A 17,193-nucleotide genomic window follows, 5' to 3' on the forward strand; every position below is an offset into this window, starting at 1 on the left:
AGGAGGACCCATGGCCGATTCCCCCAGCACCACGCCCGACCCCACGCAGGAACGCGAGACCGAGCAGCCCACCGAGATCAGGAGCCTCCCGCTCTTCGGCGCCTGCGGCTGCGGCTCGGGCTGCGGCTGCGGCTGCCAGTCGGGCGGCCCCTGCCAGTGCGGCTGACGGCACGACCGACGGCTCGTACATACGCACCAGACGTACGTACGCCGTACAGGGCCCCGGCGCACATGGATGCGCCGGGGCCCTGCCGTCTCCACGGTGACGGACCCGCCGGTCAGCCCTTGCCGCGGCTCTGGGCCTCGGCCTCCGCCATGGCCTGCGCCTCGGCGTCGGCCAGGGCGATGGTGAAGCCGAGGGCCTCGGTGATGTGACCGGCCGCGGCCATCACGCGCGCCGTCCCGATGACGGGTGCGACCGCCACGAGGACATCCTGCACCTGTTCGACCGTCAGGTTGGCCCGCACGGCCGGACCGACGTGGGCGAGGTAGGAGACGGCCGGTGCGTCCATCGCCGCGAGGGCGGCGATCCGGGTGCAGATGAGCGTGCTCTCGTCCAGGCCGCAGCGTTCGAGGGAGTCGATGGTCATGGCGGCGAGCGTGTCGAGGACAGGGGTGTCCGAGCTGGTGGTCATGGTGAGACGCCTTCCGGGCGTGCGGAGCCGGCACGCGCGCCCCGCGGAGCGGAGCCCCTCACACGCCGGCGACTGGCAATTTCCACCGTAAGCAGCACCTGAGCACCCCGCATGCCGGGCCATCCGGCTCAATCCCCCTCCGAAAACCGATGGACCCGTCGAAGGGGGATGCCTCCCGACACGGACCTTTGCGCGCGCTCCCCCCGAAACCTCACCATGGGCGGATGACGAACATCGACGAGACCGCCCCGGTGGAGCGGGCATGACGGCCCCGGCGGGAGCGCGTGTCGTGGCGATGCGCCCCGAGCACGCCGACGAGGTCCTGGCGATCTACCGGCTCGGCATCGAGGAGGGCGACGCGACCTTCGAGACGGCGCCGCCCAGCTGGGAGCAGTTCGACGCCGCCAAGCTGCCCGGCCACCGGTACGTCGCCGTGGACGGGACGGGCCGTGTCCTTGGCTGGGTCGCCGCGACGCGGGTGTCGGACCGGGGCGCGTACGCGGGCGTCGTCGAGCACTCCGTGTACGTCCACCCGGACGCCCGCGGTCGCGGCATCGGCCTGGTCCTGCTGAACGCCCTGATCGACTCGACCGAGGCGGCGGGCGTCTGGACCATCCAGTCGGGCGTCTTCCCCGAGAACACCGGCAGCCTCGCCCTCCACGAGAAGGCCGGGTTCCGGGTCATCGGCACGCGTGAACGCATCGGCCGGCACCACGGCGTCTGGCGCGACGTCGTCCTGCTCGAGCGCCGCAGCCATACGGTCGTCTGACTCCCACTGGAGGGCCGTCCGGCCCTGAGTCCGGGAACGATGGCCCACGCCCACCGAGGCCCCGCCGCCCCATCCTGGAACCGGAGATCGGAAATCCGGAATCGGCCGGCGGAAGTGATCGTCATGATGTGGTACGACGGTGGATGGGGCTGGGGCGGCTGGTTCGTCATGGCCGCGTTCATGGTGTTGTTCTGGGCCCTGGTGATCGCTGGCATCGTCGCGCTGGCCCGCTACTTCGGCGGTGGCCGCCATCAACAGGCCGGCCCGCACCCGCAGTCCGGTGCCCCCGGTGAACAGGGCTGGGGCAACCGCCGGGCGGAGGACGTGCTCGCCGAGCGCTTCGCCCGCGGGGAGATCGACGAGGAGGAGTACAAGCGCCGCCTCACGCTGCTGCGGGAGCACCGGTGAGCATGCGCCGCCGCCCGGGGGTGTGGCAGGTCGTCGCCGTGGCGGCCGCCGCCCTGGCCCTGGGCATCGCCTCGACGGTCCTGCTGGCCGCCACCCACCCCTTCCCCTCCCTGGGCCCCTCGTCCTGGAGGGCGCACGGGGGACGGTGCGCTCCCCCCGCCCCGGCCGGCCGTACGGTCGACGTGCTCGCCGACGACATGGGGCACATGGGGCCCGGTCCCGGCGCCCGGCACGGCATGCGCATGATGAACCTCACCGTCCACCCGGCGACGGTCCCGGCCGGCAAGGTCACGCTGCGGGTGTTCAACGCCGGACGGCTCGCCCACGAGGTCGTCGTCCTGCCCCTGTCGGCCGGCCAGTCCGCGGGCAACCGGGCCATCGGCTCCGACCTGCGGATCGCCGAGACGGGCAGCCGCGGCGAGGCCTCCCGCACCTGCGGCGCGGGCACCGGCGACGGCATCGCCCCCGGCACCCGAGGCTGGACGACCCTGACCCTCGCGCCCGGCCGCTACGAACTCGTCTGCAACTTCCCCGGCCACTACGCGTCCGGCATGTACACCGAACTCGACGCCACCCGCTGACACCCCGGCTCGGGGCCGTTCCGTGGCACGTGGAGAAGCGCGAGCCTCTTGCCAGTGGCCCCCTACACCCGCGCCTGCGAGAACACAGATCCGGAGCGGTGCGTCCCGCAGGCCGACACCACCCCGAAGCTGGACTCGCTCTCCTACTGGCCCATGTACCGGCTCGCCCACCGTAACTTCGGCGACGGACGTCAGTCCCTGGTGTTCAACCACGCGGTCGATGCCAACGGCGGCGTGGGCACGCGCTGGTACGAGCTGCGGCTGCGCGGACGCGTCCGGGCCTCGCGAGGCTTCGACGCACTCCCTCGCAAAGCATCTGCCGCCATTTCGTAAATTCTCACCTCTCGATTATTCAACCTCTCGATGTTTGAATAATCGATGGTCCTGCAACGCCTTCGAGATGCACCTGGGCCCCAGCACGCTTAAAATGCTGTGTGCCGAGCAGCGCACGCAGGTCTGGCAATCGAGACGAACTCCGATGAACCTCCAGGATTGCCGGGAGGTCAGCCATGTCATTCACTAAGAAAGCTGTGCTGGACGCGGACAACGATGTAGCCGGATACGCCAGATCCTCATGGTGGCAGCGCACGGTTGCACACATAGCAGAATTGCAGTGTCAGCTCAACCGGATTAAGTCGCTCAACCCTGACGGACTTGCACCGCACGAGGTGGAGATCGCCGCAAAGATTGAAACGCACCTCAACGCTGCACGGCAGGCGGCAGACCGCAAGAAGAATCTATGGTCCATCATCACCGGAGCTGATATCGATCGAGCATTCGCCAATATACACAGGGCGGAGGCAAAAATTATTCGCTTGACCCCCGAGGAGGAACTGGGCGAATTAGGACCGTTCGTGCTGGCGAACGCCCGACAGCATCTGGGCGGCGAAGATCCTCGACGCGCCAGGATAGAGGCGCAACTCCGGGGCAACGGCCACAGACTCACCGAAGACATGCGCGAACTCGCCATCACCACACTGCTAGCTGCTCAGATGGCGGAAGAAAAGGAGCGGGCGAGGGCTCGGAGTTTTCGCAATATACTGCTGGCGTCTGTGATGGCAACAGCGGTCATTGCTGGACTTTTCATTTTTTGGGGGTTTGTCTCTCCATCGACGATCGTGTCGAACATCTGCTTCAGGCCGGATCCGGCAAAGCCCCAAATCTGCCCGATCGGCAATTCGGCAACCGGTCAGGACATGTTGATGGTGATGGCGTTTGGATCAGCTGCGGCGGCCTTCGCGGCGGCGGTCTCCCTGAAAGGGATTCAAGGGACGTCCACTCCATATTCGGTCCCCTTGATGCTGGTGCTTCTTCGGATCCCAGTGGGAGCCCTGGCTGCACTAATGGGTCTCGTCCTGATCCACGGTGGCTTCATTCCAGGTCTTTCAAATCTGGACAGTGGGCCGCAGATTATTGCTTGGGCGATCCTGTTCGGCATACTGCAAGAAAGTGTCACGCGGCTGGTGGACCAACAGGGTAAGGACGTCCTGAACAACGTACGTGGAGCCGAACGCGAGTTCCAGAAGAGCTCAAGTTGCAAAACCTGACGTGGCGCGAGAAGGGATCTGGGCTTCCTGCCGTCGGGCACGCCCCGGCGGCGGCCGATCCCCGGGCGGTCGCCCGACGGCCCGGTCAGCAGCTCACGGCCAAGAGACGGCCCCCGCACAGCGACAAGCCCCCCTACCGGCGAAAAACCCGCAGGCAGGGGGCTTGATCAGCTCTGCTTACTTCTTCTTGCCCTGGTTCTTGACCGCCTCGATCGCCGCCGCGGCGGCCTCGGGGTCGAGGTAGCGGCCACCGGGGGTGACGGGCTTGAAGTCGGCGTCCAGTTCGTAGAAGAGGGGGATGCCGGTCGGGATGTTCAGGCCCGCGATGTCGGCGTCCGAGATGCCGTCCAAGTGCTTGACCAGGGCGCGCAGGCTGTTGCCGTGGGCGGCGACGAGGACCGTGCGTCCGGTCAGGAGGTCCGGGACGATGCCGTCGTACCAGTACGGGAGCATCCGGAAGACGACGTCCTTCAGGCACTCCGTCCTCGGGCGCAGCTCCGGCGGGATGGAGGCGTAGCGCGGGTCGTCGGACTGGGAGAACTCCGAGCCGTCCTCGAGCGGGGGCGGCGGGACGTCGTAGGAGCGGCGCCACAGCATGAACTGTTCCTCGCCGAACTCCTCGAGGGTCTGCGCCTTGTCCTTGCCCTGGAGGGCGCCGTAGTGGCGCTCGTTCAGGCGCCAGGTGCGGTGGACCGGGATCCAGTGGCGGTCGGCCGCCTCCAGCGCGAGCTGCGCGGTGCGGATCGCGCGCTTCTGGACAGAGGTGTGGACCACGTCGGGCAGCAGGCCGGCGTCCTTGAGCAGCTCACCGCCGCGGACCGCCTCCTTCTCGCCCTTCTCGTTGAGGTTGACGTCCACCCAGCCGGTGAACAGGTTCTTCGCGTTCCACTCGCTCTCGCCGTGGCGGAGGAGGATCAGCTTGTACGGTGCGTCGGCCATGCCTCAGAGCGTAATCCACGTCTTCGAACCCCTGCGTGGCCTGCCCGGCAGGCGGACGGTTGACGGCTTCTGTTAATTGAGTGGCCCCTTCGGGTCGCCCAATCGTAAGTTGTGCTCGCCGCTTGAGCCGCTTACATCACCGCCGCAGCCGTAGGGGGATCCCGTCATGTCCGTCGCCCGTCTCAGAGGTGCCGCCCGGGAGACCGTCTCGGGACTCCCCCGTGCGTTCTGGTGGCTGTGGACCAGCACCCTGGTCAACCGGCTGGGCGCCTTCGTCGCCACCTTCATGGCGCTGTACCTGACCCTGGACCGCGGCTACTCCGCCACGTACGCCGGTCTCGTCGCCTCGCTCCACGGACTGGGCGGTGTCGTCTCCTCCCTCGGCGGCGGTGTGATGGCCGACCGGCTCGGGCGGCGGCCGACCCTGCTCGTCGCGCAGTCCGCCACCGCCGTCTCCGTCGCGGTGCTCGGCTTCGTGCACGACCCCGTCGCCATCGCGGCCGTCGCCTTCCTCGTCGGCCTGAGCAGCAACGCGTCCCGGCCGGCCGTGCAGGCGATGATGGCCGACATCGTGCGGCCCGAGGACCGGGTGCGGGCCTTCTCGCTCAACTACTGGGCGATCAACCTCGGCTTCGCCGTCTCCTCCATGGCCGCCGGCTTCATCGCCGAGTTCAGTTATCTCGCCGGCTTCCTGATCGAGGCGGGGATGACCCTGGTCTGCGCCGTCGTCGTCTTCCTGAAGCTGCCCGAGTCCCGGCCGGCCGTGCCGTCCGGCGCTCAGGGCGGCGCGCCGGACGCCGTCGGTCTCGTCACCGTGCTGCGCGACGGGCGTTTCATGGCCGTCGTCGGGCTGTCCTTCCTGGTCGCCCTGATCTTCCAGCAGGGTTCGGTCGGCCTGCCGGTGGCCATGGGCACGGCCGGGTTCGCCCCCGCCGACTACGGCATGGCGCTCGCCGTCAACGGTGTGCTGATCGTGGCCCTGCAGATCCCGGTCACCCGGTTCATCGAGCACCGCGACCCGCGCCGGCTGCTGGTCGTCTCGTCCCTGCTCGCCGGGTACGGCTTCGGGCTCACCGCCTTCGCCGGGTCGGTGGGCGCGTTCGCCCTGACGGTCTGCGTGTGGACGCTCGGCGAGATGCTCAACGCGCCCACCCAGACCGGGCTGGTCGTCCAACTGTCCCCGGTGCACGGACGCGGCCGCTACCAGGGCGTGTACACCCTGTCCTGGTCGTTGGCGGCCCTGATCGCCCCGCTGATGTCCGGCTACGTCATCGACCACCTCGGCGCCGGGTGGCTGTGGGGCCTGTGCGCGCTCGTCGGCACGGCGGCGGCCGTCGGCTACGGGGTGCTGATGCGGAGCCTGCCCAAGGAGCAGCCGACCGGTGCCGAGGTCCCGGAGTGCGCCCAGGTCTCGGAGAGCGCCGCAGTCCCGGAGGGCGCCGCGCCCCGAGTCACGGCCGCGTGAGCGTGCGTCCGGACGCCGTCCGAGCGTTATCGCGGCGGCAGGTCCCGCGCGGGCCTGCCGTCGGCGTCACGCCGTCCCCGCGCCGGTGCGTCACGCCGTCCCCGCGCCTGCTCGCCGCTCCCGGACGCGTCCGCGGGCGCCTTCACGCCGTCCGTCCCGGACGCGTCCGCGGGCACCTTCGCACCCGCCCTGGCGGAAGAGCGCGGGTTCGCGGATTCTCGTGCGCTCCCCACGCGGAACCCGCACGCGATCCTGCGGCTCGCGCAGTTGTGCGTACGGGTTCCGGCCCACTTCAGAGCGTGGCTTCGTTCCCGGGCCTCACTTCAGGTGCCGGTCGTAGAACCGGCCCCCGTCCTCCACCTCGAACCAGGGGGTGCCGGTGTGCCCGCCCGGATTGGCGTGCAGCGTCTTCTCCCTGGTGCCGAAGGCGTCGAACAGGTCCAGGGCCCGTTGCCGGGGGTTGCCTTCGTCGTCCCACTGCAGCAGGAACAGCAGCGGAACGGCGACCTGCCGGGCCTCCTCGCGCTGGGCGCGGGGCACGTACCCACCGGCGAAGAAACCGGCGGCCGCGATGCGCGGCTCCAGAACCGCCAACCGGATGCCGAGGGCGGTCCACCCCGAGTACCCGACCGGGCCGCCGATCTCGGGCAGCGAAAGGAGCGCGTCCAGGGTGGTCCGCCATTCCGGGACCGCCTTCTCGACCAGCGGGCCGATGAAGGACTCGAAGATCTCATCGACCGGCTCGCCGGCCTGCATCGCCCGGCGCAGGTCGGCGCGGGCCTGCTCATCGGCGGCGGAACGGGGCCGGTCACCGCACCCGGCGGCGTCGACGGAGGCCACCGCGTAGCCGTACGCCGCGTAGTGCCGGGCCCGGGCCACCAGCCGGGGTTCCCTCTTGGGCAGGCCGTTGTTGTGGGCCATCAGGATCAGCGGAGCCGGTGCGGCGGACTCAGGCGTCCACAGGGTGCCGGGGATCTCGCCGAGGGTGAACTCGCGTTCGCGGACGCCGTCGTCGAGGCGCTGATCAGAAGTGAAATGCATGGTCGTGCCTTTCGGGAGGGCTCAGAGACGGCGCTCCCGGACGACCTATCGCCCGACCGTGACCCCGAAGGAGAGCACCCATGTCGATACTGCGTTCACGGGTACCACCTCCTCGTCCTCTCGCACGGCCTCCGGGAACGTAGCAGCGGCCGCCGCGGCCCGCCAAACGGTTTCCTGCGCGCGCTCCGTGGCCGCACGCGACGGAGCCGGCACGCGTCTTCGCGCCCCCCTCACGGATGCATCCGCGCCCCCTTCAGCACCTTGTCCACCGCGTTCCGCGGTCCGTACACCGCCAGTCCCACCAGGTCCAGCTCGCCGGTCGGTACGGCGCGCACCGCCGCACGGTTGTCGCGGTCGTTGCCCGTCGTGAACAGGTCGCCGGTGAACACCGCGCGGGGCAGCGCCCGGGAGAGCGCCCGCCCGTGGGCCGCCGTCAGGGTCTCCCCGGTGCCCTCGAACACCAGGACCGGCTGGCGGAACATCGAGAGGTACGGCACCCCGTCGGCGTCCTCGTACGGCTCGCCGACCACCTCGGGGACCGCCGTGCCGAGGCCGCTGACCAGGAAGGCGGTGACGTTCAGGCGCTGCCAGGGCTCCAGGTCCGCGCGCAGCAGGACGGCGATCTTGGTGTCGAAGCGGACGGGGGCCTCGCGGGAGGTCTCGGCAGGGGGCCGGACGTGGGTCTCGATGCTCATGCCGTGAGACTGCCGTTGGCCGTACGCCATCGTCTTGTACGTTCTTTGCATGGCCGCGCAGCCCGAGGTCACCGCCTGGCGCCCCCACGTCCCGGGGGTCGTGGAGGTCTTCCACGCGCACTTCACCGAGTACGCCTATCCGATGCACGTGCACGAGGCGTGGACGCTGCTCGTCGTGGACGACGGCGCCGTACGGTACGACCTGGACCGGCACGAGTACGGCACCCTGCACGACACGGTCTCGCTGTTGCCGCCGCACGTCCCGCACAACGGCTCCCCCGCCACCCCGCACGGCTTCCGCAAACGCGTCCTCTACCTGGACGCCACGGTCCTCGGCACCGACCTGATCGGCCCGGCCGTGGACGGCCCCGGCCTGCGCGACCCCTTGCTGCGCCGGCGCGTCGGGCAGCTGCACACCGTGCTCGCCCGTCCCGGCGACGAACTGGAGGCCGAGAGCCGGCTCACCCTCGTCGGCGAGCGGCTGCGCACCCATCTGCGGCCGCGGCTCGCCGCCGGGCCCGCCCGCGACGACGGCACCGTCGCCCGCCGGTTGCGCGAGCTCCTCGACGAGCGGGTCACGGAGGGCATCGCCCTCGGCGAGGCCGCGCGGCTCGTCCAGGCCCATCCCGCGCACCTGGTACGGGTGTTCAGCGGCGCCTACGGCATCGCGCCGCACCAGTACCTCATGTCCCGCCGCGTCGACCGCGCCCGGCGGCTGCTGCTGGAGGGGGTGCGGCCGGCCGAGGTGGCCACCGCGACCGGTTTCTACGACCAGGCTCATCTCACCCGGCACTTCAGAAGGCTGGTGGGGGTGACGCCGGGCCGCTACGGCGGGAGCTTCCGGCCGGGCGCGCGCTGATCGCGCGCCGAGCCTCGTACGGGTGCCGTCAGCGCCGTACGAGGCGGCCCGGGTCCGGCGTCAGTCGACCTTGGTCCGCGGTCGGTCCGCCGGAGTCCGCGGCCGGTTCGCCCGAGTCCGTGGTCAGCCCGCTCTGGTCGTGGTCGGTTCGCCCTGGCCCGTGATCAGTCGGCCGGGCGCTCGGTCAGGTGCGCGAACGCCTCCAGGTTCCGCGTCGACTCGCCGCGGGACACGCGCCAGGCGTACTCCCGGCGGATCGCGGAGGCGAAGCCGAGTTCCAGGAGGGTGTTGAAGCTGCCGTCGGCGGCCTCCAGCACCTGCCCGAGCAGCCGGTCGACCTCGTCGGGCGTGACGGCGGCGAGCGGCAGTCGGCCGGCGACGTACACGTCGCCCAACTGGTCGACGGCGTAACTCACGCCGTACAGCTTGAGGTTGCGCTCCAGCAGCCAGCGGTGGACGGCGTCCTCGTTCTCGTCGGGGTGGCGGATGACGAAGGCGTTGAGGGAGAGCGAGTGCCTGCCGACGATCAGGGACAGGGTGGTCGACAGCTTGCGGGTGCCGGGGAGCTTGGTGACGTACGTGCCCGACTCCGGGCTCTCCCAGTCCAGTTCGGCGTCCTTGAGCACGCCCTCGATGACCTGCGCCGCCCGCTGCTGCTCTGCCTCACCCATGGTGCGAGCGTACGCGACGGCGGTGGGCCTGCATCGCGGCCGTGTAGACGTCGGCCGTGGCGGCCGCCGAGGCGTCCCAGCCGAAGGACCGCGCGTGCAGGGCGGCGGCGGCGCCCATCCGGTCCGGCAGGTGCGGGTCGTCGGCGAAGCCGCGCAGCACGCGCGCGTAGTCGGCCGGGTCGTGCCCGCGCACCAGGTGCCCGGTCTCCCCGTCCCGCACGGCCACCGGCAGCCCGCCGACCGCGGCCGCGAGCACCGGCGTGCCGGCGGCCTGGGCCTCTATCGCGACCAGGCCGAAGGACTCGCTGTAGGAGGGCATGACCAGGACCGAGGCGGCCCGGAACCAGTCCGCGAGCTGCTCCTGCCCGACCGGCGGGTGGAACCGTACGACGTCGGCGATGCCGAGCCGGGCGGCCAGCTTCTGCAGCCCCTCCGGCTTGGCCAGGCCGCTGCCGCTGGGGCCGCCGACTATGGGCACGACGATGCGGGAGCGCAGTCCGGGCCGTTCGTCCAGGAGGGCGCCGACGGCCCTGAGCAGCACGTCGGGTGCCTTCAGCGGCTGGATGCGGCCGGCGAAGAGCGGGACGAGCGCGTCCTGCGGCAGGCCGAGGCGCTCGCGGGCGGCGGCGCGGCCGTCGCCGGGGCGGAACCGGCCGAGGTTGACGCCGGGGTGCACGACGGCGACCTTGGCGGGGTCGGCGGCGTAGTGCCGGACGAGTTCGTCGGCCTCCTCGGCGGTGTTGGCGATGAGCCGGTCGGCGGCGGCGACGATCTGGGTCTCGCCGATGACGCGGGCGGCGGGCTCGGGGGTGTCGCCGTCGGCCAGGTTCGCGTTCTTGACCTTGGCCATGGTGTGCATGGCGTGCACCAGGGGGACGCCCCAGCGCTGGGCGGCGAGCCAGCCGACGTGGCCGGAGAGCCAGTAGTGCGAGTGGACGAGGTCGTAGTGGCCCGGGCGGTGGCCGGCCCAGGCCTGCATCACGCCGTGCGTGAAGGCGCACAGCTGGGCCGGGAGGTCCTCCTTGGCGAGGCCTTCGTAGGGGCCGGCGTCGACGTGCCGGACGAGGACGCCGGGGGCGAGTTCGACGGACGGTGGGAGATCGCCCGCGGTGGCCCGGGTGAAGATCTCGACCTCGATGTTGATCGCGGCGAGTCGCTGCGCGAGCTCCACGATGTAGACGTTCATGCCGCCGGCGTCGCCCGTGCCGGGCTGGTGGAGCGGTGAGGTGTGCACGGAGAGCAGGGCGACGCGGCGGGGCCGCCGGTGCAGCCTGAGCCGCGAGGGCGCCGCCGCGGAGCGACGCCCGAGCCTGCTGACGTACTGGCTCACGTGGCGTTCCTCCTCGCTGCGGGCATGCCGTACGGCGGGCGCGGAGCGCCCTTCAGGGGCTAACGCCGGAGGAGTTGGCTCCATTTCCGGTGCGGGCCTCTTTGCCCAATCATTACTCGATCTCGCTCAACCGTTCGATGGGGTGGGCGGGTGAGGTCGAGAGGGGGCGGACGGGGCCGGGGCCGGAGCCGGAGGTGGCCAGGACGAATGCCAGAAGGGGACGGCATACGGCCCCGACCCCGGCGTGCGTCCCCCTCCGGGTGCCCGTCCGGTCCCGCATACCCTCGTATCCATGACATCCCGCGCAGCGACCCGCCCCGTGGGCACGGTGACGCGCGGGACGACCAACCCGAACCGGCTCCGCCGGATGGACCGCTGGATCGCGGCCACGCACGGCGCCGAGCTGCGCCGGGCCGCCGACCCGGTGGTCGTCGACCTCGGCTACGGCGCCGCCCCGTGGACGGCGGTCGAGCTGCTGCACCGGCTGCGCACCGCCGCGCCCCGCGCGCGCGTGGTGGGCGTCGAGATCGAACCGGTGCGGGTGGCGGCCGCGAAGCCGTACGAACGCGACGGGCTGGTCTTCCGGCACGGCGGCTTCGAGGTCCCCGTCGCCCGGCGGCCGCACCTCATCCGCGCGGCGAACGTGCTGCGGCAGTACGACGAGGCCGAGGTCGCCGCCGTCTGGGAGCGGCTGTGCGCGCGGCTGGCCCCGGCGGACGGGCACTCGCGCGGAGGGCTGCTCGTCGAGGGGACCTGCGACGAGATCGGCCGGCGGCACGTCTGGGTCGCGCTCGGCCCCGAGGGCCCCCGCACGGTCACCTTCGCCACCCGCCTCGGCTCCCTGGACCGCCCCTCCGACCTCGCCGAACGCCTCCCCAAGGCACTCATCCACCGCAACGTCCCCGGTGAGCCGGTGCACGCCTTCCTGCGCGACTTCGACCGCGCCTGGGCGGCCGCCGCACCCTACGCCTCCTACGGCGCCCGCCAGCGCTGGATCCGCGCGGTGCGCGACCTGACGGCCGGCTGGCCGGTGACGGACGGGCCGGTGCGGTGGCGGCAGGGCGAAGTCACGGTGGCCTGGAAGGCGTTGGCACCGCGCGGCTGACCGCCGGACCCACCCCGACCTGCGGGGAACGATCTTCGGGAGTCGCTCGTCACACAGGCGGGGAGATCGTCATGCCGGTGTCCGCCGCGGAGAGGGAAGTCGTCGTACGGCCGGGTTCCGTCCGCGCAACGCCGAGCGCACCTCTGTCGCTTTTCGCCCGGACATGGCACGATCCCCCAGGTGTCGTAAGTTACTGACGGTAAATCAGCTTGGGGGCTGAGTATGGGACGGGGCAGGAGCAGCGTGCTCGCGGCGGCCGTGGCCGTGGTCTGCGCGGTCACCGTGCTGGGGGCGCCGGGCACGGCGTTCGCGAGCGCGCGGCCCGCACCCACTCCTCCCGCCTCCGCCCCTCCCGGCGCGTCGCCGGCCGGCTCACCCACGGCCCCGCCGTCCGGCTCGCCCTCCACCTCCGTGAGCCCGCCCGCGGACAAGGGCCTCGAAGCCGTCCGCGCCAAGCTCGACAAGCTCTACCACGACGCCGCGGTGGCCACGGACGCGTACAACGCCGCCGAGGAGAAGGCCCGCAAGCAGTCCGCCGAGATCGTCGACCTGGCCCAGAAGATCGTCAAGGGACAGCAGCGGCTGGACGAGTTGAAGGACCGGGCCGGTGCCGCCGCCCGTGCGCAGTACCGCACCGGGGGACTGCCGCCCGCGGCGCGGCTCGTGCTCAGCGACGACCCGCAGCAGTTCCTCGACGGCGCGGGCCGCGTGCTGCAGGGCGAGCGGGCCACCAAGGGCCTGCTCGCGGAACTGGCCCGAACCCAGAAGGACTTGAAGCAGTACGCGAAGGACGCCGCCGACCGCTGGAAGAGACTGGAGGCGAACCGCAAGGCGAAGGCCGCGGCGAAGAAGAAGATCCAGCAGCGGATCGAGGCGGCCGAGGAACTGCAGTCCACGCTGGAGAAGCGTCAGCAGGAGCGCCTGGAGCGGCTGGAGCAGGAGGCCGCGCTGAAGGCGCAGACGGCCTGGCTCGACACGGGTGTCCTCAAGGAGATCAGCGGCAAGGCTTCCGAGGCCGGCCGCAAGGCGGTGGAGTACGCCACCGCCCAGATCGGCAAGCCGTACGAGTGGGGCGCCGAGGGACCGAAGACGTACGACTGCTCCGGGCTGACGTCGCAGGCCTGGGCCGCGGGCGGCCGCCCCATCCCGCGCACCTCCCAGGAGCAGTGGAAGCAGCTCCGGCACGTGGACGTGAAGGACATGCGCCCCGGCGACCTGATCATCTACTTCGACGACGCCAGCCATGTGGCGATGTACGTCGGCGACGGCACGATCGTGCACGCCCCGCGGCCGGGGCGGACGGTGACCGTCGCGGGCGCGGGTTCGATGCCGATCCTGGGGGTCGTACGGCCGGACGCGGGCTGATCGGCCCGGCGGGGACCCGACCCCCGCGGACACGGATCGAACGGGAATGCGGCCGTGAGCTGGACCATGTGACGTATCGCACCAAGGTGCGCCGTCAAACCCCCCGCCGAAGTGAGCTACGTCATGCCCACCTCGGAGGGGCCCTGTACAACTCCGGCAGGAAACGCGGCATATGACGGTGGCCGCGGCCCGAGCGACGCGCCTCACACCATTCCGCTGCGGCGCCTACTACCGCTAATGTCCCCGTCGGTGGAGCGAGATCCCTCGTGCCCACCGTGCCCTCGGGGGGAGGGAAGGAACCAACACGATGCCCGTGCCCGTACCGCGGCAGAAAGCGTTCCCGGCCGCGGAGAGCGGTCAGGCGCAGACCGTGCCCCACGGCGGCGGCCCCTCCGCCGCACCGGCCCTGCCCAAGGAAGCCACGGTCGACAACAACACCCGCGACACCGACCACGCCCACAGCACCAACCTCACGCTGCTGCTGATCGAGGACGACCCCGGCGGCTCGCCGATCGTGCCCGACCTGCTCGACCAGGCCGGCAAGCCGATCCGCGTCCGGACGGCCCGCAACCTCACCGAGGCCGGGCGGCTGCTCACGGACGACGTCCACTGCATCCTGCTGGACCTCGCGCTGCCCGCGCCCGGCCGGGCGGGTGCCGACGACGACGAGCTGGCCGTGCTCAAGGACGTGCTCGAGCTCGCGCCCCGGCACGCCGTCCTCGCGCTGACCGCGTCCGGCGACGCCGAGCGAGGCGCGGAGGCGGTGCGGGTCGGCGCCCAGGACTACCTGTTCCGCGACGAGCTGGACGGGCGGCTGCTGAGCCGCGCGATCCGGTACGCGGTGGAACGCAAGCGCTCCGACACGGCCGAGCGCCGGCTCGCCGAGGGCAGGTTGCGCGCGCAGGAGAACCGCCGCCTGGAGCGTGGTCTGCTGCCGACCCCCCTGCTGGACGGGGCCTCGCTCCGCTTCGCCGCCCGCTACCGGCCCGGCCGCTCGCGCGCGCTGCTCGGCGGCGACTTCTACGACGCCGTGCGCACGCCCGACGGCACCGTGCACGCCATGATCGGCGACGTCTGCGGGCACGGCCCGGACGAGGCCGCGCTCGGCGTGGAGCTGCGCATCGCCTGGCGGGCGCTGACGCTGGCGGGGCTGTGCGGCGACGAACTGCTGAACACCCTGCAGCAGGTGCTGGAGCACGAGCGCGCCGACGACGAGATCTTCGCGACGCTCTGCACGGTCGACATCGCGCCCGACGGACGCCGGGCGGGCCTGTGCCTGGCCGGCCATCCGGCACCGCTGGTCTCCCACCCGGGCCGACCCGCCAAGCTGCTGCCCTACGACAACAACGGCCCCGCCCTCGGCCTGCTGCCCGGCGCGCGCTGGCCCCGGATGCAGGTCGAGCTGGGCTCCGAGTGGAGCCTGATGCTCTACACCGACGGCCTGATCGAGGGCCGGGTCGGCGCCGACGGCGAGCGGCTCGGCCAGGACGGCATGGTGGAGATGGTCCGCCGCCAGCTGGCCCAGGGCCTGCGCGGCGAGGCCCTGCTGCGCGCGGCGGTGAACGAGGTCCGTGACCTCAACGGCGGCGAGCTGACCGACGACGTGGCGGTGGTCCTGCTGGACCGGGAGCCGTAGGGGCTCGGAGCGGGCCCCTTACCGGGACCGCCGCATACCGGGCGGCGGGTCCGGAGCTGCCCCCTGAGACCGCCCCCTGAGACGGCCCCCGGGCTCAGCGCCCGCCGTTGTAAGGACCGTACGGGCCGTCACTGCTGCTGCCACGGCGGCGGCCCCAGCCGCTGCCGCCCGACACCTGCTTGAGCGCGGGCCGTACGTCGACGATGTAGACGATGCTCGCGATCACGCCGATGATCGGCAGGAACGACAGGATCGAGAACAGGTAGCTCACGACGAGGGCCAGGGCCAGGATGATCAGCCAGAACACCTTGTTCTGCTTGTCGGCCGCGCGGAAGGCGTCCTCGCGCCGGAACGCGGCGTCGAACAGCCCGAACGCGGCCAGGGCCATGAGCAGGATCTTCAACAGCCCCAGGAACCCCGCGAAGCCCAACATCAGCATGCTGTCCACCGCCCGATCTCTCCCGTTTCCTTTGCGGCCACCGTACCCGTAGAACGGGCCGGACACCCCAAGGGTGCCCGGCCCGCGGAACCCGCCCGGGAGCGCCGGGCGCGGGTGCCCTCTACTTGGCGGGCGGCGTGGTCTTCTTGGTGGCCGTGGTCTTGCGGGTCACCGGAGCCTTCTTCGCCGGCGCCGGCTTGTTCACCGCGGCGGCCTCGGCGGGCTTGGCCTCGGCGAGCTTGTCCTGCTTGACCTCGACCGGCTCGGTCCTCGGCTCGACCGCGATGGCGAGCTCCTCGACCTCCTCGGCGATGTCCTCGATGCCCTCGGCGGCCTGGCCGCGCCAGGTCCGCACGGTCTGCTCGCCGTGCTCGGCGACCTTCTCGTAGGCCTCACGGGCCTTCACGGCGTACTCGGCGGCGACGCCGACGCCACGCAGGGCGAGGTCCTGGGCGGTCTCGCCGAGCTTCTTCAGGTCGGCGTCGAGGTTGGTGGAGAGCTTCTTCAGGTCGGAGTCCAGGGAGTTGATGAACTCGCCGACCCGGGTCTGGATGGTCGACTGCGTCTCCCGGACGCGGTTGCCGGCCTCCTTGGCACGGGCGGCGGCCCGCTCCTGGACGACCTTGGGGTCGGTGTTGCGCACCGCGTCGATACGGGCCGGGGCCTCGGCGCGCAGCTGCTCCACCAGGGCGGGCACCTTCTTGGCCTGCTGCAGGGCCAGGTCCGCGGTGCCCGCGGCGAAGTAGAGCGGCGTCGGGTCGCTGAGGGTCTTGCGCAGGTCGTCGGTGATGGCCATGGTGATGGACCTCCCGGTCACTTTCGGCTGAGGGTTGTGGTGTTCCGCGGTCGGCCGGCCGCGCGGCCCCTGGGGGCGCGGGTTCAGCCGGCCTCCTTCCGCGGATCGGCGTCACTGCCGTGGGACGTGCGGGTGCCGGTGGCGTCACTGGTGTCCTCGGCGCCGCCGCCCCGGGCACGCGGGGCGCCGGGCACGTCCGGAACGTCCGGCGCGCGGACCCCGTCGTCCGTCCGTCCGTCGGCCGGGCCGTCCGCCCTGGTGCTCCCGAACCCGTTCTCCTTGCGGAAGGACTCGTAGATCTGGAGCAGCACCTGCTTCTGCCGCTCGTTCAGCGAGGGGTCGGCGAGGATGACGGCGCGCGTCTCCACCTCGTCCCGTTCGCGCTCGGCGTCGAGGATGCCGGCCCGCACGTACAGCGTCTCGGCGGAGATGCGCAGCGCCTTGGCGACCTGTTGGAGCACCTCCGCGCTCGGCTTGCGCAGCCCGCGCTCGATCTGGCTCAAATACGGATTGGACACCCCGGCGGCGTCGGCGAGCTGCCGCAGCGACAGCTGCGCGTTGCGCCGCTGCTCGCGCAGGTACTCACCGAGATTGCCGACGTTGAGCGATGCCATGCCTCCACTGTGCACCACCCTCGCTAACAATTGCAAGCACCCCGCTTGCAAGAGTGCGCCACGCCACCCGGCGGTCAGGGCACTGAGCGGCCCACGTCCTGCCTCGGCGAGTGCGGGCGATCCCGCTTCGCCCCCGAATGCGTGGCCACACTCAGCGCCGACTGAGATGTGACGGCCGGTTCGGTATCGGTCGGGACCACCGGACGCAGCCGAGCAGAACTCGTGGTTGACCTTCACCTTGGGGGAGCCCACAGCATCGGTGAGGCCGGGCGATGTGCCCGACATGAGGAGGAGCGAG

General features: G+C 71.6%; 20 protein-coding genes. 11 read left to right on the forward strand and 9 right to left on the reverse strand.

Going from position 1 to position 17,193, the window contains the following annotated elements:
- Positions 1-10: 10 nt before the first annotated feature.
- A complete protein-coding gene (locus ACF1A5_RS20235) occupies positions 11-166 on the forward strand; it encodes a hypothetical protein (protein WP_392194230.1) in 156 nt (51 codons plus the stop codon).
- 112 nt (positions 167-278) lie between these two features.
- Here ACF1A5_RS20235 and ACF1A5_RS20240 read toward each other — a convergent pair whose 3' ends face one another.
- Positions 279-635, reverse strand: a complete 357-nt coding sequence (locus ACF1A5_RS20240) for a carboxymuconolactone decarboxylase (RefSeq protein ID WP_392194231.1) — start codon at positions 633-635, stop codon at positions 279-281.
- A 262-nt stretch (positions 636-897) separates the two neighbouring features.
- Between ACF1A5_RS20240 and ACF1A5_RS20245 the strand changes: the two genes are divergently transcribed.
- The 5 genes from ACF1A5_RS20245 (at position 898) to ACF1A5_RS20265 (ending at position 3,940) form a co-directional block, all read left to right on the forward strand.
- A complete protein-coding gene (locus ACF1A5_RS20245) occupies positions 898-1,404 on the forward strand; it encodes a GNAT family N-acetyltransferase (protein ID WP_392194232.1) in 507 nt (168 codons plus the stop codon).
- A 123-nt stretch (positions 1,405-1,527) separates the two neighbouring features.
- The gene (locus ACF1A5_RS20250; protein WP_392194233.1) at positions 1,528-1,812 is read left to right on the forward strand and encodes an SHOCT domain-containing protein; all 285 of its coding nucleotides are present in this window, start codon (positions 1,528-1,530) and stop codon (positions 1,810-1,812) included.
- 2 nt (positions 1,813-1,814) lie between these two features.
- Positions 1,815-2,393: a sulfocyanin-like copper-binding protein gene (locus ACF1A5_RS20255; protein ID WP_392194307.1), complete on the forward strand. Its 579-nt coding sequence runs from the start codon at positions 1,815-1,817 to the stop codon at positions 2,391-2,393.
- 54 nt (positions 2,394-2,447) lie between these two features.
- A complete protein-coding gene (locus ACF1A5_RS20260) occupies positions 2,448-2,726 on the forward strand; it encodes a hypothetical protein (protein WP_392194234.1) in 279 nt (92 codons plus the stop codon).
- 176 nt (positions 2,727-2,902) lie between these two features.
- A complete protein-coding gene (locus ACF1A5_RS20265; protein WP_392194235.1) occupies positions 2,903-3,940 on the forward strand; it encodes a hypothetical protein in 1,038 nt (345 codons plus the stop codon).
- A 177-nt stretch (positions 3,941-4,117) separates the two neighbouring features.
- Here the strand turns inward: ACF1A5_RS20265 and ACF1A5_RS20270 are convergent, their stop codons facing one another.
- Entirely contained in the window at positions 4,118-4,879 is a 762-nt protein-coding gene (locus ACF1A5_RS20270; protein ID WP_392194236.1) for a phosphoglyceromutase, read from the reverse strand.
- A 166-nt stretch (positions 4,880-5,045) separates the two neighbouring features.
- Between ACF1A5_RS20270 and ACF1A5_RS20275 the strand changes: the two genes are divergently transcribed.
- Entirely contained in the window at positions 5,046-6,344 is a 1,299-nt protein-coding gene (locus tag ACF1A5_RS20275; RefSeq protein ID WP_392194237.1) for an MDR family MFS transporter, read from the forward strand.
- 318 nt (positions 6,345-6,662) lie between these two features.
- On the opposite strand, the gene ACF1A5_RS20280 is transcribed toward ACF1A5_RS20275, so the two are convergent.
- A complete protein-coding gene (locus tag ACF1A5_RS20280; RefSeq protein ID WP_392194238.1) occupies positions 6,663-7,385 on the reverse strand; it encodes a dienelactone hydrolase family protein in 723 nt (240 codons plus the stop codon).
- Positions 7,386-7,615: 230 nt separating this feature from the next.
- Positions 7,616-8,080, reverse strand: a complete 465-nt coding sequence (locus ACF1A5_RS20285) for a DUF2000 family protein (RefSeq protein WP_392194239.1) — start codon at positions 8,078-8,080, stop codon at positions 7,616-7,618.
- Between the two features lie 49 nt (positions 8,081-8,129).
- On the opposite strand from ACF1A5_RS20285, the gene ACF1A5_RS20290 reads away from it, so the two are divergent.
- Positions 8,130-8,939 carry an AraC family transcriptional regulator gene (locus tag ACF1A5_RS20290; protein ID WP_392194240.1) on the forward strand — a complete coding sequence of 270 codons (810 nt, stop codon included), beginning with the start codon at positions 8,130-8,132 and terminating at the stop codon, positions 8,937-8,939.
- 164 nt (positions 8,940-9,103) lie between these two features.
- Here ACF1A5_RS20290 and ACF1A5_RS20295 read toward each other — a convergent pair whose 3' ends face one another.
- Entirely contained in the window at positions 9,104-9,610 is a 507-nt protein-coding gene (locus tag ACF1A5_RS20295; protein WP_392194241.1) for a YbjN domain-containing protein, read from the reverse strand.
- Entirely contained in the window at positions 9,603-10,940 is a 1,338-nt protein-coding gene (mshA, locus tag ACF1A5_RS20300) for a D-inositol-3-phosphate glycosyltransferase (RefSeq protein WP_392194242.1), read from the reverse strand. The genes ACF1A5_RS20295 and mshA overlap by 8 nt, the downstream gene beginning before the upstream one ends.
- A gap of 292 nt (positions 10,941-11,232) precedes the next feature.
- Here mshA and ACF1A5_RS20305 point away from each other — a divergent pair, with 292 nt between their 5' ends.
- From ACF1A5_RS20305 to ACF1A5_RS20315, 3 genes are all read left to right on the forward strand, one after another.
- Positions 11,233-12,045 carry a class I SAM-dependent methyltransferase gene (locus ACF1A5_RS20305; RefSeq protein ID WP_392194243.1) on the forward strand — a complete coding sequence of 271 codons (813 nt, stop codon included), beginning with the start codon at positions 11,233-11,235 and terminating at the stop codon, positions 12,043-12,045.
- Positions 12,046-12,267: 222 nt separating this feature from the next.
- Positions 12,268-13,410 (forward strand): NlpC/P60 family protein, encoded by a 1,143-nt coding sequence (locus ACF1A5_RS20310; protein ID WP_392194244.1) that lies wholly within the window; start codon positions 12,268-12,270, stop codon positions 13,408-13,410.
- A 307-nt stretch (positions 13,411-13,717) separates the two neighbouring features.
- On the forward strand, positions 13,718-15,046 hold the full coding sequence (locus tag ACF1A5_RS20315) for a PP2C family protein-serine/threonine phosphatase (RefSeq protein WP_392194245.1): 1,329 nt from the start codon (positions 13,718-13,720) through the stop codon (positions 15,044-15,046).
- Between the two features lie 94 nt (positions 15,047-15,140).
- Here ACF1A5_RS20315 and ACF1A5_RS20320 read toward each other — a convergent pair whose 3' ends face one another.
- The 3 genes from ACF1A5_RS20320 to ACF1A5_RS20330 form a co-directional block, all read right to left on the reverse strand.
- Positions 15,141-15,485: a DUF2516 family protein gene (locus ACF1A5_RS20320; protein WP_392194308.1), complete on the reverse strand. Its 345-nt coding sequence runs from the start codon at positions 15,483-15,485 to the stop codon at positions 15,141-15,143.
- A 121-nt stretch (positions 15,486-15,606) separates the two neighbouring features.
- Positions 15,607-16,281 carry a hypothetical protein gene (locus tag ACF1A5_RS20325; protein WP_392194246.1) on the reverse strand — a complete coding sequence of 225 codons (675 nt, stop codon included), beginning with the start codon at positions 16,279-16,281 and terminating at the stop codon, positions 15,607-15,609.
- Positions 16,282-16,364: 83 nt separating this feature from the next.
- Positions 16,365-16,895 (reverse strand): helix-turn-helix domain-containing protein, encoded by a 531-nt coding sequence (locus ACF1A5_RS20330; RefSeq protein WP_392194247.1) that lies wholly within the window; start codon positions 16,893-16,895, stop codon positions 16,365-16,367.
- Between the last annotated feature and the right edge of the window lie 298 nt (positions 16,896-17,193).

Source organism: Streptomyces sp. NPDC014864 (assembly GCF_043081525.1).
Lineage (GTDB): Bacteria > Actinomycetota > Actinomycetes > Streptomycetales > Streptomycetaceae > Streptomyces.

Excerpts from the sequence above, each read along its gene's own strand:
- ACF1A5_RS20250 (WP_392194233.1), top strand. The coding sequence starts at position 1,528 with ATGATGTGGTACGACGGTGGATGGGGCTGGGGCGGCTGGTTCGTCATG.
- ACF1A5_RS20240 (WP_392194231.1), bottom strand. The coding sequence starts at position 635 with ATGACCACCAGCTCGGACACCCCTGTCCTCGACACGCTCGCCGCCATG.
- ACF1A5_RS20265 (WP_392194235.1), top strand. The coding sequence starts at position 2,903 with ATGTCATTCACTAAGAAAGCTGTGCTGGACGCGGACAACGATGTAGCC.
- ACF1A5_RS20330 (WP_392194247.1), bottom strand. The coding sequence starts at position 16,895 with ATGGCATCGCTCAACGTCGGCAATCTCGGTGAGTACCTGCGCGAGCAG.
- ACF1A5_RS20290 (WP_392194240.1), top strand. The coding sequence starts at position 8,130 with ATGGCCGCGCAGCCCGAGGTCACCGCCTGGCGCCCCCACGTCCCGGGG.
- ACF1A5_RS20295 (WP_392194241.1), bottom strand. The coding sequence starts at position 9,610 with ATGGGTGAGGCAGAGCAGCAGCGGGCGGCGCAGGTCATCGAGGGCGTG.
- ACF1A5_RS20285 (WP_392194239.1), bottom strand. The coding sequence starts at position 8,080 with ATGAGCATCGAGACCCACGTCCGGCCCCCTGCCGAGACCTCCCGCGAG.
- ACF1A5_RS20315 (WP_392194245.1), top strand. The coding sequence starts at position 13,718 with ATGCCCGTGCCCGTACCGCGGCAGAAAGCGTTCCCGGCCGCGGAGAGC.
- ACF1A5_RS20235 (WP_392194230.1), top strand. The coding sequence starts at position 11 with ATGGCCGATTCCCCCAGCACCACGCCCGACCCCACGCAGGAACGCGAG.
- ACF1A5_RS20270 (WP_392194236.1), bottom strand. The coding sequence starts at position 4,879 with ATGGCCGACGCACCGTACAAGCTGATCCTCCTCCGCCACGGCGAGAGC.
- ACF1A5_RS20305 (WP_392194243.1), top strand. The coding sequence starts at position 11,233 with ATGACATCCCGCGCAGCGACCCGCCCCGTGGGCACGGTGACGCGCGGG.
- ACF1A5_RS20245 (WP_392194232.1), top strand. The coding sequence starts at position 898 with ATGACGGCCCCGGCGGGAGCGCGTGTCGTGGCGATGCGCCCCGAGCAC.
- ACF1A5_RS20320 (WP_392194308.1), bottom strand. The coding sequence starts at position 15,485 with ATGCTGATGTTGGGCTTCGCGGGGTTCCTGGGGCTGTTGAAGATCCTG.
- ACF1A5_RS20280 (WP_392194238.1), bottom strand. The coding sequence starts at position 7,385 with ATGCATTTCACTTCTGATCAGCGCCTCGACGACGGCGTCCGCGAACGC.
- ACF1A5_RS20310 (WP_392194244.1), top strand. The coding sequence starts at position 12,268 with ATGGGACGGGGCAGGAGCAGCGTGCTCGCGGCGGCCGTGGCCGTGGTC.
- ACF1A5_RS20275 (WP_392194237.1), top strand. The coding sequence starts at position 5,046 with ATGTCCGTCGCCCGTCTCAGAGGTGCCGCCCGGGAGACCGTCTCGGGA.
- ACF1A5_RS20255 (WP_392194307.1), top strand. The coding sequence starts at position 1,815 with ATGCGCCGCCGCCCGGGGGTGTGGCAGGTCGTCGCCGTGGCGGCCGCC.
- ACF1A5_RS20325 (WP_392194246.1), bottom strand. The coding sequence starts at position 16,281 with ATGGCCATCACCGACGACCTGCGCAAGACCCTCAGCGACCCGACGCCG.